Raw genomic sequence first — 12,488 nt, forward strand, 5'->3', positions numbered from 1 at the left:
AGACGCGCCGGATAGTTAAGACGACTTATGGGAGGTTAAACAACGCTGACAAGTTTAACAATAAACGAAATAGTAATGTAAATCATTTAATTAGGCGTTATTAGATCACACATTGCCAGAATAGTAACCACAGTGCACAGGTTATTGTATCGGCATTGTCTGAATTTTGACGTGAGATATTGACTAACACAAATTTTTTGTACCTGAGAAACCAGTGTTATCGTAAAAAAACAACATACGCTTCGCGTGCGCCTTGAGAGTCGCACAATGGCGGAGGGTTAGGTATGCTAATTCGTTCATGAGTGCTGGCGCAGCAAGTTTGAGGCTGATATGAAAAAGTCGTTAAAAAAACCGGACATCCTCAATGTAGAAACCGTGGCGAAGTCGCGATTGTTTACTGTTGAAGCGGTCGATCTGGCCTTTAGTAATGGCGCACGGCGTATCTACGAGCGCATGAAGCCCTCGGAACGTGAAGCGGTGATGATCGTGCCGATTATTGACGATCACCTGGTTCTGATTGAAGAGTACGCGGTGGGCCTGGAGAGCTACGAACTGGGCTTTCCTAAAGGCTTAATTGATCCGGGTGAAACCGTCAATCAGGCTGCCGATCGGGAACTTAAAGAAGAAGCGGGATTTGGTGCGGGTCAACTGACCACCCTGGGCAAACTGACCCTGGCGCCGTCCTACTTTTCCAGCAAGATGAATATTGTGGTAGCGGAAGGGCTTTATCACGAGAAGCTGGAAGGCGATGAGCCTGAACCGCTGGTCGTCCATCACTGGCCGTTGAGCAACCTGCTGGCTTTGTTGCAGGAGCCTGATTTTCGCGAGGCACGCAACGTCAGCGCATTGTTTATGGTGCGAGAGTGGCTGGTGAAGCAGGGACGTATCAGTTATTGATGGTCCGTAAAAGCGGCTTTCGGTGAGCAGGGGCGACTTACGCCGCCCCTGAAGATTAAAACAGTTCGTGGCTCTCGCCATTATCCATGATGGTTGTCCCTGCATCATGTACCGAATACTCGGTTGGCTGAGTCCCATTGATAAAGTATTCCTGGCGCGTATTGCCCCCGCCGTTGGCCAGTTTGCCGGTGCTGCGATCGATAGTAACCGTCACAATCCCCTCTGGTGGCGTCAGCGGCTGCACAGGAACGCCCTCCAGGGCAACCTTCATGAAGTCATCCCAGGCAGGCTGTGCACTCTTCGCGCCGCCCTCGTAACCCGAGATCTGATCGGGAATGGCGCCGGAAAGCGTACTGCGGCCCAGATCGCGGCGCGCATCGTCAAAACCAATCCACACCGAGGTCACCACGCCAGGCCCGTACCCCGAGAACCAGGCATCTTTGGAACTGTTGGTTGTCCCCGTTTTACCACCGATGTCATTACGTTTCAGGTCGCGGCCGGCACGCCAGCCTGTTCCCATCCAGCCCGGTTCGCCAAAAATGTTACTGTTCAGCGCGCTCTTAATCAGGAATGACAGCGGTGTATTAATCACATGTGGCGCATACAGCTGTTCGCCACCTGACTGTGGCTGTGCAGGTACCTGCTCCAGCTCAGGCTGCGGCACCGTCTGGTTTTGCTGCTGAGCGGAAGGCGCAACGTTCTCAACGCTTTCGGCGTTCAGCGCCAGCGCTTTTTTGGTTTCACCGTAAATCACGGGCAGGTTGCACTGTGGACAGGCAATTCTCGGTTTTTCTTCGAAAACGGTTTGTCCCTGCTCATTTTCAATCTTGCTGATGAAGTAAGGATCAATCAGGAAACCGCCATTCGCCATCACCGAGTAGCCGCGCACGACCTGCAGAGGCGTAAACGAGGCTGCGCCAAGGGCCAACGATTCGGTATGCACGATATTCTGAGCCGGGAAGCCAAAGCGCTGTAGGTACTCCGCAGCATAGTCCACGCCCATCGCACGCATCGCACGCACCATCACCACGTTTTTCGACTGGCCAAGGCCCTGACGCAGACGAATCGGACCATCGTAGGTCGGCGGGGAGTTCTTCGGACGCCAGTCAGCCCCGGCACCCGCATCCCAACGGGAAATAGGAACGTCATTAAGAATGGATGCCAGGGTTAATCCCCGATCCATCGCGGCCGTGTAGAGGAACGGTTTGATGTTCGAACCGACCTGGCGCAGGGCCTGGGTGGCGCGGTTAAACATGCTTTGGTTAAAGTCAAAACCGCCCACCAGTGCACGCACGGCACCGTTGGCAGGATCCAGCGAAACCAGCGCCGAGTTAACATCCGGCACCTGGCCCAGCCACCATGTCTCACCGACCTGGCGCACCCAAACCTGCTGGCCCGGCTGCAGAACCTGAGTAATGCTCTTAGGGGTTGGCCCCTGCGCCGTGTCCGACTTAAAGGCACGCGCCCAGCGCACGCCTGCCATGGTCAGCGAGACGTTGCTGCCATCTTTCATCATCACGGTGGCTTCATCGCTCTGGACATGTGTGACCACGGCCGGGTGAAGCGGGCCGTATAACGGCAGGTCTTTTAACGCCTTAACAATCTGCGACTGTCCCCACGCGGGCTCGCCAACTTTCCACAGCACGCTGGTAGGGCCGCGGTAGCCGTGGCGCATATCGTAGGCCATCACGTTATTTCGAACGGCCTCCTGCGCGGACTGCTGCAGACGACGTGTGACGGTGGTGTAAACCTTGTAGCCATCGGTATAGGCGTTGTTGCCATAACGTTTTACCATCTCCTGACGCACCATCTCACTCAGATAAGGCGCAGCGAAGACGATTTTAGGCCCATGATAAATGGACACTAAAGGCGTATTACGTGCTTCATCGTACTGTTGCTGGGTGATGTAGTGCTGATCCAGCATGCGGGCCAGGACGACGTTGCGGCGTGCTACCGCACGGCTGTGCGAATAAAGCGGGTTAAACGTCGAAGGCGCTTTAGGCAGGCCTGCGATGGTCGCCATTTCACTTAATGACAGCTCATTGACAGGCTTACCAAAATAAACCTGTGAGGCTGCGCCCACGCCGTAAGCCCGATAGCCGAGATAGATTTTATTCAGGTACAGCTCAAGAATTTCGTCTTTATTCAGCAACTGCTCGATGCGAATCGCCAGGAAGGCTTCCTTTATCTTACGCATCAGGGAGCGTTCCGGACTCAGGAAAAAGTTACGCGCCAGCTGCTGGGTAATCGTACTGGCCCCCTGAGAGGCATGACCTGACACCAGCGCAACGCTGGCAGCACGAAAAATCCCGATGGGATCCACACCGTGATGCTCATAGAAGCGGCTGTCTTCCGTTGCAATGAACGCTTTCACCATTTCAGGCGGAACCTGCTGCAGGCTAAGCGGTATACGGCGCATTTCACCGTACTGAGCGATAAGATCGCCCTCAGCGCTGTAAACCTGCATAGGGGTTTGCAAACGCACATCTTTCAGCGTGTTAACGTCGGGCAGCTGTGGCTCAATGTATTTGTACAAACCATAAATCGAGCCAGCTCCCAGCAAGATGCAACACACTGTAAGGATCAATAAATACTTTACGAACTTCACCTGAGATTTCCCATCTGTTGTCGTTTGGGCAGTTTATAAGCAACCGCGCAGTAGTATAAAGGCAAGCCAGACGCTTTGATATGTCCATTTTTTCGGACGATAAGGAGATCGCGCGCATGACTTTTCACAGCTGGCAAATTGGGCTGGATATCCAGAACAGGCAGTGCTGCGCCATTGCCATCCAGCGTCGCCGCCAGGGCTGGCAGTTATGCCACTGGTGGCAGCAGCGGCTGGCGCAAGATACGTTAAGAAACGGCGTGCTGCAATCTTCCCCTGAATTGCTGGCCGTGTTAACCCGCTGGCGCAAGCGCTTGCCTCTGCGCTACTCACTGCGTGTGGGCCTGCCTGTCCAGTTGGTATTGCAGCAGCCGCTTTCCCCGCCCGAACTGCCGTTAAAAGAACCCGCATTAAGCCGTTTCATCCAGGCGGCGGCCCAACGCCTTTTCCCCGTTGACGTGCGCGAACTGGCGCTGGATTACCGTCTCGATCCCGCCCATAACCAGCTGTGTATTACGGCAGCCCGGCTTGATGTGGTGCAACAGTGGCTGGCCCCGCTAACGCAGGCAGGACTCAAGCCCCGCGTGTTTGAACTGGCTACGTATGCGCTAAAAATGGTGACTGAGCAGGCGCAATTAGCTGCGGGAAGTGTAGTGGTTTTACGACAGGATGCACGTTACCTGTGGAGTGACGGCATCAGTGCAGCATCTTTGGCTGAAGCGGACGGGTTATCGGCTCTGCGTGAGCAGGCCTTTCCACAGGCAAGCCATCTGTTTTATTGCGATGCCGACAACCTCTCGTCTCAAGAGGGAACGCGTCCTTTTTCACCCTTCCAGCCACTTCGCTATCAGCCGCCTTTACCTGAAAATCCCGGTGCGTTCGCGCTGGCAACCGGGCTGGCGCTGCGAAAGGAGGATCGCTGATGGTAGCGGTTAATCTTTTACCCTGGCGGGCGTGGCGCTGGCAGCGTCAACGACGCCAGAGCATGATCGCGCTGGGCCTGACATTATTGCTTTTAACGCTGGTGGTGCTCCTGTTGTACTGGCAGGAACATCAGGCTCTCATTCATGTCCGGCGGCAGCATGCTCAACTCAGTCCTCTCCTTGAGCGCCTTGTTGCGCGAGCAGAGCAGCAAAAACATCTGCTGCAACAGCTGGACGGGTTGCAGCAACAGCGCGTCTGGCTTCGTCAGCAGTCCCGGCAATTCAGCGTCTGGCAGCAGCTTTGGCAGGACCTGCCGGTCATGCTGCCCGATGGGCTGTGGTTAACGCGGCTGGAAAAGCACGATGCGCAGTTGCTGCTGGAGGGCAGGGCACTGCAGATGCAGGCTATCCGCCATTTTCGTCAGCGCTTAACGGGCGTGGCTTTTTTTGCGCAGATTCGGCAGGGCAATGTGCAGCGCCAGCCAGAAGGGGATTACCACTTCACGCTGCGCATCAAACTCAAGGAGGAAGTCAGTGAGTAACGCTATGCAGCACTGGTTACAGTTAACCTGGCCGCTTCGCTATCTCAGCCTGCTGGCGGCAGCCTCTGGGCTGTTCTTTATTGCCTGGTGGATGCTATTGCAGCCGCAGCGGCGGGTAACGCACGAAGCCCGGCTTCAGTTGGCGCAGCAGCAGCAGCGGGTGCAACAGCGGCAGTTTCAGCTGGCTCAGCATCCTGACATTGCGACATTACAGGCGCAGTTGGTGCTGGAAACGGCAAGACAACCCGTAGCGCCACGCACGCTGGAGGCCATCATCGCGGAGCGTGGGGCGCAGTTAACGCAGTGGCTTACTGATGAAGAGCCGCGGGTGCTGACTTTCCACCTGCAGTGGGTGCAGTTTCAACCGCTGTTTTCAGCGTTGTCGCAATCCGCGACGGCATTTCCGGGGCGTTTTCAACTTACCGCACATCCGGCACATCTGGTCGCGCAACTCTGGCTGCAATCCGATGAAGCCCGTTAGCGTTATCCTGTTATTGCTCTGCTGCGGCGCCGTTCATGCGCGCGATCCTTTTCGTCCTCTTCCCGGTACGGCTTGTGTGGCAGACGTTGAGCCGCTCAGCGAATGGCGCTTACAGGGCATTGTGGGTCGTGCGCCAAGGTTTCAGGGCTGGCTGGTGACGCCGCAGGGGCACGGCGTGAAAGTTCTCAGCGATCGTCCTTTCCCGAAGGGGCCGTGGCAAACCGTGCAGTTCACGTCGCGTACCCTTGAACTGTCAGTACCGGGCAGTTGTTCATCTCAACGTTTCACCTTTCGTCTTAAAGGAAGCCTGCATGATAAGAACAGCGATTCTGACGTGGCTGGTGCTTTGCCTGACGCCCGCTCACGCCGGCCACGATGACGGCTTAAGCCTGGCATTTGACGATGCGCCTGTTGAACGCGTTTTGCAGGCGCTGGCTGATTATCAGCACATTAACCTGATGATTTCGCCTGAGGTTGAGGGAAGGCTGTCATTGCGGCTGGAAAATGTGCCCTGGCAACAGGCGCTGTCGCTGGTCGGCCGTATGGCTCGCCTGACCTTACTGGAAGAGGAGAACGTTCTGCTGGTTTATCCTGAGAGCTGGCAGCAGCAACAGCATGAGGCCGAAAAGGCACAACAGGCCGAAGCGTTACAGCAACAGCCGCTGCAACAACGCAGGATCTCCCTGCACTATGCCAGTGCCAGCGACGTCCATCGCAGCCTGCAGAGTGAACGGCCATCGCTGATGACCGCGCGCGGCAGTGCAACGGTTGACAGCCGGACCAACAGTCTCCTGCTACGCGACAGCCCGTCGGCGCTTGAAGAGACTGCGCGCTGGATACGTGCGCTGGATGTCCCGCTGGAGCAGGTGGAACTGGCAGCGCATATCGTCACCATCAGCGAAGAGCACTTGCATGAACTGGGCGTCAACTGGCGGCTGTATAACGAAGGCGATGCCATAAATCGTGCATTACGTCATCCTTTACTTGATGTTCCATTGGGGCTGAATTCACACGACGTGTCTGTGGGCGTCACGCTGTCGCGGATTGGCGGTAAACTTCTGGATTTGGAACTCAGCGCTCTGGAGCAGGAAAATCAGGTGGAAATTATCGCCAGCCCGCGCTTATTTACCTCCCATCAACAAACGGCGTCCATTAAGCAAGGCACTGAAATCCCTTATGAAGTCTCTGCCGGCAACAGCGGAGCGACCAGCATTGAGTTCAAAGAGGCCGTGCTGGGCATGGAGGTCACGCCTGCCGTTTTAGGCAATGGCCGCATTCAGCTCAAAATACGCATCAGTCAGAACGTGCCGGGTCGGGCGGTTCAGACCGGCGATTCACAGGTTTTGTCCATTGATAAGCAGGAAATTGAAACTCAGGTCACGGTCAGTGACGGGCAAACGCTGGCGCTGGGGGGCATTTTTCATCAGCAGCGCACGCGCGGGCAGCGCCAGGTTCCGCTGCTCGGTAATCTTCCTGTTGTGGGCAGCCTGTTTCGGCAGCATGCAGAAGAGCAGAGAAAACGTGAGCTGGTCATTTTCATGACGCCGCGATTGGTCAGGGAAGCAGCGCTTTCGGCACGATAAAACGGAAAATGTGCCCATAAAGTCCAACTGCGTTGACGCAGGGCTGGAATTAGCTTACAAGGTTTAGCGATTTTTAACACGTTGTAAGCGTCTGTGTTGGAAAAACCAGGCAGGCAGATGAAAGAATTCCTCTGCCCGCCGTGATGTCACAACGCTGTACTGACGCATTACAGTTTCGCGAACGACGGACCAATTCAGAAATGGATGTGCTGTAAGCAATATAATCGGTTGCCAAACAGCCTTGAGTGTTGAGATAATTTTTCGTCTGACTCTTGCTAACGCTCATGAGGTCTCAGTTCCTGTCCCGCCAGCAAAATGCTGAAAGCGGGGTATCATTAACGAATTCTTAGTAATACCGACAAAATGGCAGAGAAACGCAATATCTTTCTGGTTGGGCCGATGGGTGCCGGCAAAAGCACTATTGGCCGTCAGTTGGCTCAGCAACTCAATATGGAGTTCTTCGATTCCGATCAGGAAATTGAGCGACGCACCGGAGCGGATGTGGGCTGGGTTTTTGACGTTGAAGGCGAAGCTGGCTTCCGCGATCGTGAAGAAAAAATCATCAATGAACTGACCGAGAAGCAGGGCATCGTCCTGGCGACCGGCGGTGGCTCCGTAAAATCCCGGGAAACACGTAATCGTCTCTCCGCTCGCGGCGTCGTGGTGTATCTTGAAACCACTATTGAGAAACAACTGGCACGTACACAGCGTGATAAAAAACGCCCCTTACTGCAGGTAGAATCACCGCCGCGTGAAGTGCTTGAAGCGCTGGCAGGTGAACGTAACCCGCTTTATGAAGAGATCGCCGACGTCACTATCCGCACTGACGATCAAAGTGCAAAAGTGGTGGCGAATCAGATTATCCACATGTTGGAAAAAAGTTGATCCAACGTTTGAAGGCTCTTTGACAGGTATCGAGCACCATGGAGAAGATCACCGTTTCACTGGGGGAACGTAGTTACCCCATCACTATCGCCGCCGGACTGTTTAACGATCCGGCTTCTTTTTGGCCGTTAAAAGCGGGTGACAATGCTATGCTGGTGACTAACCAGACGCTGGCACCGCTCTACCTGGATAAGGTATCGGCTCTGCTGAAGGCGGCGGGGGTGAAAACGGATCAGGTGATTTTACCCGACGGTGAGCAGTATAAAACGCTGACCGTGATGGATCAGGTCTTTACCGCACTACTGCAAAAACCCCACGGCCGTGATACTACGCTGGTGGCGCTTGGCGGTGGTGTCATTGGCGATCTTACGGGGTTTGCTGCGGCAAGCTATCAGCGCGGTGTGCGCTTTATTCAGGTACCGACAACGCTGCTGTCGCAGGTTGACTCATCGGTTGGCGGCAAAACGGCCGTTAACCATCCTCTTGGCAAAAACATGATCGGCGCGTTTTATCAGCCCGCCTCGGTGGTGATCGATACGCTGTGTCTTCGTTCACTGCCGCCACGTGAACTGGCTTCCGGTCTGGCTGAAGTCATCAAGTATGGCATTATCCTGGACGGTGAATTCTTTCAGTGGCTTGAGCAGAATCTTGATGGGCTTCTGGCTCTGGATGAATCTGCACTGGCCTGGTGTATTCGCCGCTGCTGCGAGTTGAAGGCGGAGGTCGTTGCCGCAGATGAGCACGAGCACGGTCAGCGCGCATTACTGAATCTGGGTCATACTTTTGGTCATGCCATTGAAGCCCATATGGGCTATGGCAACTGGTTGCATGGTGAGGCGATTGCTGCCGGGATGGTCATGGCGGCGCGCACGGCGCAACGTCTGGGCCAGTTCAGCGCACAGGACACCGATCGCATCATTGCTTTACTGCAGCGGGCCGGTTTACCGGTGAACGGGCCGGTAGAGATGCAGGCAGAGGACTATTTGCCGCATATGATGCGTGACAAAAAAGTGCTGGCCGGTGAATTGCGTCTGATACTGCCGCTGTCCATTGGTCGCGCTGAAGTGCGCGGTGGCGTGGCTCATGATATGGTGATGGCTGCAATTAATGATTGCCAGAAATCTTGATATTAAGCAGGTAAGTGGTGACGCGGCGCGCAGGTGCGCAGTGCGGGATGCCGCTTTACGGAGGAGGCAAAATGGATGAGTTCAAACCGGATGATGAGTTAAAACCTGACGCCAGCGACCGTCGTCCCTCGCGCCCACGTAAATCGTCTTCTGCGACGAAAGCACCGGTATCGCGCCAGCATGTCATGATGGGCGTCGGGATTCTGGTGTTACTGCTGTTAGTGCTGGGAATCGGTTCTGCGCTCAACGGTTCTGACGACAGTAAGTCCTCTTCGGCCAGCGATAATAAGAACGCGCCTGCCAGCGGAACTGCGGGAACGGGCAACGAAAAAAATATTGATCTGAGTGGATCTACCGCCATGAGCGGTGGACAAAATGCCGCAGGGACTCAGCCGTCCTCTTCGACAGCGCAGAATGCACCAGGTACGGATTCTTCTGCCGGCGCGACAAATGCGCCACGCGATATTTCTATGCCGCCGGTGGCTTCAACGCCGACGCAGGCAGCGCCCGTTGAAACCCCAGCAAATCAGCAGCGCGTAACGTTGCCCGGCGATCTCAACAGCGCCCTGACCAATCAACAGCAGCAGGTTGATGGCGCGGTGCAGGGCGCAGAAAACAGCGGCTCACTGCCTACGGCGCCCGCCACGGTTAGCGGCAAAGCCGGTTCAGCGCCTGCAACAACAGGGCGAGCGTCTTCAGGTCAGACCGCAGTCGCCCCACGTCATATGCGTGAGCAACCGGTTAAAACCACGACCAGGCCCGCAGCCAGCGAGCACAAAACCCACACCACGCCAGCGCACACTGCCGCGAATACTGCGCCAGCTAAAGCCGCTGGCAGCGGCGCAGCGGCGAGTAAATCGCTGCCTGGCGGCAATTACACGCTGCAGCTGAGCGGTGCCTCTAAAGCAGAAAGCCTGAATGCATGGGCCAGGAAACAGAATCTGAGCGCGTACCATGTGTATAAGACGACGCGCAATGGCCAACCCTGGTACGTGCTGGTGAGTGGTGCGTATGCAACGCCCGCGGACGCAAAACGCGCTGTAGCAACCTTGCCTGCCGCCGTCCGCGCACAGAACCCATGGGTAAAACCGGTCAGTCAGGTCAGGAAAGAAGCCAGCCAATAAATGATGTGGGACCTGCACAGGCAGGTCCCGTTTTAAGCGCAGATCTGCTGTCGGTTTAACCACAGCCTCACAATAAGATGTAATTACCACGACAGCATGAAAAAAAATCGCGCTTTTTTGAAATGGGCGGGGGGAAAGTTTCCCTTAGTCGAAGAGATCCACCGTTACCTGCCGCAAGGTGATTGCCTGATCGAACCCTTTGTTGGCGCTGGCTCAGTGTTTCTCAACACCGATTTTGATCGCTATCATCTGGCCGATATCAACAACGATCTCATCAATCTCTACAACATCGTGAAAACGCGTACGGCAGATTTTATCCGCGATGCGCGTTTACTCTTTACGCCTGAAGGGAATAACGAAGCCTGCTATTACCATCTTCGCACTGAATTCAATCTCAGCCAGGATGCTTATCAGCGTGCGCTGCTATTTCTCTATCTTAATCGCCATTGTTACAACGGCCTGTGTCGCTACAATTTACGCGGCGAGTTCAACGTTCCTTTTGGTCGCTACCGCAAACCCTACTTTCCGGAAGCAGAGTTACTGTGGTTTGCCGAACGTGCGCAGAAAGCGACGTTTGTCTGTGAATCATACGATGTTACCCTGAACAATGCCCGGAAAGGCTCTGTGGTATATTGTGATCCGCCGTACGCGCCACTGTCCGCGACGGCTAACTTTACGGCTTACCACACCAACAGTTTCAGTCTGCATGAACAGCAGCATCTGGCACAGCTGGCGGCTAAGCTGGCGTCTGAGAGCCAGATTCCGGTACTGATTTCTAATCATGATACTGAGCTGACGCGTTGCTGGTATCAGGATGCCGTGTTACATGTGGTTAAAGTCCGGCGTTCTATTAGCCGAAGCATAACCGGCCGCACCAAGGTCGACGAACTGCTGGCACTCTATCGCTAGTCTGTTTCGTCCGCGGCCAGGGTATTTCGCCAGCAGCGATGCTGGCGCACAACAGTGGAGAATCGGATGAAACAATATTTGCTGGCCCCTTCCATCCTTTCGGCAGACTTTGCTCGCCTGGGTGAAGACACTGCGAAAGCACTGGCGGCCGGAGGCGACGTGGTTCACTTCGACGTTATGGATAACCACTATGTTCCCAATCTGACCATGGGACCGATGGTACTGAAAGCGTTGCGCGATTACGGTATTACGGCCCCAATCGATGTGCATTTAATGGTGAAGCCCGTGGATGCGTTAATTCCCGAGTTTGCCAAAGCCGGTGCCACCTACATTACTTTCCACCCGGAAGCCAGCGAGCATGTTGACCGTACGCTGCAGTTGATCAAAGAGCATGGTTGCAAAGCCGGCCTGGTCTTCAATCCCGCCACGCCGCTCAGCTACCTTGACTATGTGATGGATAAGCTGGATATCATTCTGCTGATGTCGGTGAACCCTGGCTTCGGCGGGCAGTCATTTATTCCCGGCACCCTGGATAAGCTACGTGAAGCGCGTAAGCGCATCGATCAGAGCGGCTATAGCATTCGTCTGGAAGTGGACGGCGGCGTGAAGATTGATAACATTGGCCAGATCGCCGCAGCAGGCGCGGATATGTTTGTGGCCGGTTCAGCCATCTTTGGTCATCCGGACTACAAAAAAGTAATCGATGACATGCGAAACGAGCTGGAGAAAGCCAATGGCTCATTTCACTGATATACGCGCACTGGCGTTCGATCTGGATGGCACGCTGGTCGACAGCGCGCCGGGCCTGGCTAACGCAATCGATCTGACGCTTGAGGAACTACGTTTACCGGCTGCCGGCGTGGCGCGCGTGTCCACCTGGATTGGTAACGGTGCGGATATCATGATGGCCCGCGCGCTGACCTGGGCGCTGGGGCGTGAGCCACAGCAGGATGAGCAGCGTGATGCGCGAGTGCTCTTTGACAAGCACTATGCCAGCACCGTGGAAGCCGGCAGCACGCTGTTTCCTCAGGTCAAGGAAACGCTGGCAACCCTGCAGGCGCAGGGGATACCGATGGCGATTGTGACCAATAAGCCTACGCCGTTTGTCGCCCCGCTGCTGAAGTCTTTGGGGATTGATGACGCGTTTTCACTGATTATTGGCGGTGATGACGTCGTAGCGAAAAAACCGCATCCCGCGGCCATTTTTTTGGTGCTGGGTAAATTTGGCCTGCTGCCCGCGCAGTTGCTGTTTGTCGGGGATTCGCGCAACGATATTTTGGCTGCACAGTCGGCTGGTGTTCCCAATATTGGTATGACCTTTGGCTATAACTACGGCGAGCCTATTGCGACCAGCCAACCCGATCTCACCCTTGACTCTTTTGACGAACTTTTGCCCGCTATCGGGCGGTAAT

13 protein-coding genes are annotated in these 12,488 nt (G+C 55.2%); 12 read left to right on the forward strand and 1 reads right to left on the reverse strand.

From position 1 onward, the window contains the following. Nucleotides 1–330 precede the first annotated feature (330 nt). Complete coding sequence (gene nudE / locus GKC68_RS02365) at nt 331–897, forward strand: ADP compounds hydrolase NudE (protein WP_047714280.1); 567 nt, start codon at nt 331–333, stop codon at nt 895–897. 55 nt (nt 898–952) lie between these two features. On the opposite strand, the gene mrcA is transcribed toward nudE, so the two are convergent. Beyond that, nucleotides 953–3,505 carry a peptidoglycan glycosyltransferase/peptidoglycan DD-transpeptidase MrcA gene (mrcA, locus tag GKC68_RS02370; protein WP_028724396.1) on the reverse strand — a complete coding sequence of 851 codons (2,553 nt, stop codon included), beginning with the start codon at nt 3,503–3,505 and terminating at the stop codon, nt 953–955. 116 nt (nt 3,506–3,621) lie between these two features. Here mrcA and pilM point away from each other — a divergent pair, with 116 nt between their 5' ends. The 11 genes from pilM to GKC68_RS02425 all read left to right on the forward strand — a co-directional run bounded on the left by pilM (nt 3,622) and on the right by GKC68_RS02425 (nt 12,487). Continuing rightward, entirely contained in the window at nt 3,622–4,425 is an 804-nt protein-coding gene (gene pilM, locus GKC68_RS02375) for a pilus assembly protein PilM (protein ID WP_342656553.1), read from the forward strand. After that, nucleotides 4,425–4,967 carry a PilN domain-containing protein gene (locus tag GKC68_RS02380; RefSeq protein WP_058706303.1) on the forward strand — a complete coding sequence of 181 codons (543 nt, stop codon included), beginning with the start codon at nt 4,425–4,427 and terminating at the stop codon, nt 4,965–4,967. The genes pilM and GKC68_RS02380 overlap by 1 nt, the downstream gene beginning before the upstream one ends. Continuing rightward, complete coding sequence (locus tag GKC68_RS02385; RefSeq protein ID WP_181426941.1) at nt 4,960–5,448, forward strand: hypothetical protein; 489 nt, start codon at nt 4,960–4,962, stop codon at nt 5,446–5,448. The genes GKC68_RS02380 and GKC68_RS02385 overlap by 8 nt, the downstream gene beginning before the upstream one ends. Further along, the gene (locus tag GKC68_RS02390) at nt 5,435–5,827 is read left to right on the forward strand and encodes a HofP DNA utilization family protein (RefSeq protein ID WP_342656554.1); all 393 of its coding nucleotides are present in this window, start codon (nt 5,435–5,437) and stop codon (nt 5,825–5,827) included. Before GKC68_RS02385 ends, GKC68_RS02390 begins: the two co-directional genes overlap by 14 nt. Further along, a complete protein-coding gene (gene hofQ / locus GKC68_RS02395; RefSeq protein WP_342656555.1) occupies nt 5,760–7,031 on the forward strand; it encodes a DNA uptake porin HofQ in 1,272 nt (423 codons plus the stop codon). Before GKC68_RS02390 ends, hofQ begins: the two co-directional genes overlap by 68 nt. A gap of 363 nt (nt 7,032–7,394) precedes the next feature. Next, a complete protein-coding gene (gene aroK, locus GKC68_RS02400; RefSeq protein ID WP_013027507.1) occupies nt 7,395–7,916 on the forward strand; it encodes a shikimate kinase AroK in 522 nt (173 codons plus the stop codon). Between the two features lie 38 nt (nt 7,917–7,954). Further along, the gene (gene aroB / locus GKC68_RS02405; RefSeq protein ID WP_028724390.1) at nt 7,955–9,043 is read left to right on the forward strand and encodes a 3-dehydroquinate synthase; all 1,089 of its coding nucleotides are present in this window, start codon (nt 7,955–7,957) and stop codon (nt 9,041–9,043) included. 71 nt (nt 9,044–9,114) lie between these two features. Continuing rightward, the gene (locus GKC68_RS02410) at nt 9,115–10,167 is read left to right on the forward strand and encodes an SPOR domain-containing protein (RefSeq protein ID WP_089528870.1); all 1,053 of its coding nucleotides are present in this window, start codon (nt 9,115–9,117) and stop codon (nt 10,165–10,167) included. A 96-nt stretch (nt 10,168–10,263) separates the two neighbouring features. Then, the gene (gene dam, locus GKC68_RS02415) at nt 10,264–11,076 is read left to right on the forward strand and encodes an adenine-specific DNA-methyltransferase (protein WP_028724388.1); all 813 of its coding nucleotides are present in this window, start codon (nt 10,264–10,266) and stop codon (nt 11,074–11,076) included. 66 nt (nt 11,077–11,142) lie between these two features. Beyond that, a complete protein-coding gene (gene rpe, locus GKC68_RS02420) occupies nt 11,143–11,826 on the forward strand; it encodes a ribulose-phosphate 3-epimerase (protein WP_014594778.1) in 684 nt (227 codons plus the stop codon). Further along, nucleotides 11,810–12,487, forward strand: coding sequence for a phosphoglycolate phosphatase (locus tag GKC68_RS02425; protein ID WP_028724387.1), 678 nt, complete (start codon nt 11,810–11,812; stop codon nt 12,485–12,487). Before rpe ends, GKC68_RS02425 begins: the two co-directional genes overlap by 17 nt. The last annotated feature ends 1 nt before the right edge of the window (nt 12,488 follow it).

The sequence above is a fragment of the Pantoea sp. RSPAM1 genome, from assembly GCF_038816185.1.
GTDB classification, from domain to species: Bacteria; Pseudomonadota; Gammaproteobacteria; order Enterobacterales; family Enterobacteriaceae; genus Pantoea; species Pantoea ananatis.

Bases quoted from the DNA above. Each gene is read 5' to 3' on its own strand.
- GKC68_RS02425 (WP_028724387.1), top strand. From the start codon at position 11,810: ATGGCTCATTTCACTGATATACGCGCACTGGCGTTCGATCTGGATGGC.
- aroB (WP_028724390.1), top strand. From the start codon at position 7,955: ATGGAGAAGATCACCGTTTCACTGGGGGAACGTAGTTACCCCATCACT.
- hofQ (WP_342656555.1), top strand. From the start codon at position 5,760: ATGATAAGAACAGCGATTCTGACGTGGCTGGTGCTTTGCCTGACGCCC.
- GKC68_RS02410 (WP_089528870.1), top strand. From the start codon at position 9,115: ATGGATGAGTTCAAACCGGATGATGAGTTAAAACCTGACGCCAGCGAC.
- GKC68_RS02380 (WP_058706303.1), top strand. From the start codon at position 4,425: ATGGTAGCGGTTAATCTTTTACCCTGGCGGGCGTGGCGCTGGCAGCGT.
- rpe (WP_014594778.1), top strand. From the start codon at position 11,143: ATGAAACAATATTTGCTGGCCCCTTCCATCCTTTCGGCAGACTTTGCT.
- aroK (WP_013027507.1), top strand. From the start codon at position 7,395: ATGGCAGAGAAACGCAATATCTTTCTGGTTGGGCCGATGGGTGCCGGC.
- nudE (WP_047714280.1), top strand. From the start codon at position 331: ATGAAAAAGTCGTTAAAAAAACCGGACATCCTCAATGTAGAAACCGTG.
- dam (WP_028724388.1), top strand. From the start codon at position 10,264: ATGAAAAAAAATCGCGCTTTTTTGAAATGGGCGGGGGGAAAGTTTCCC.
- pilM (WP_342656553.1), top strand. From the start codon at position 3,622: ATGACTTTTCACAGCTGGCAAATTGGGCTGGATATCCAGAACAGGCAG.
- GKC68_RS02390 (WP_342656554.1), top strand. From the start codon at position 5,435: ATGAAGCCCGTTAGCGTTATCCTGTTATTGCTCTGCTGCGGCGCCGTT.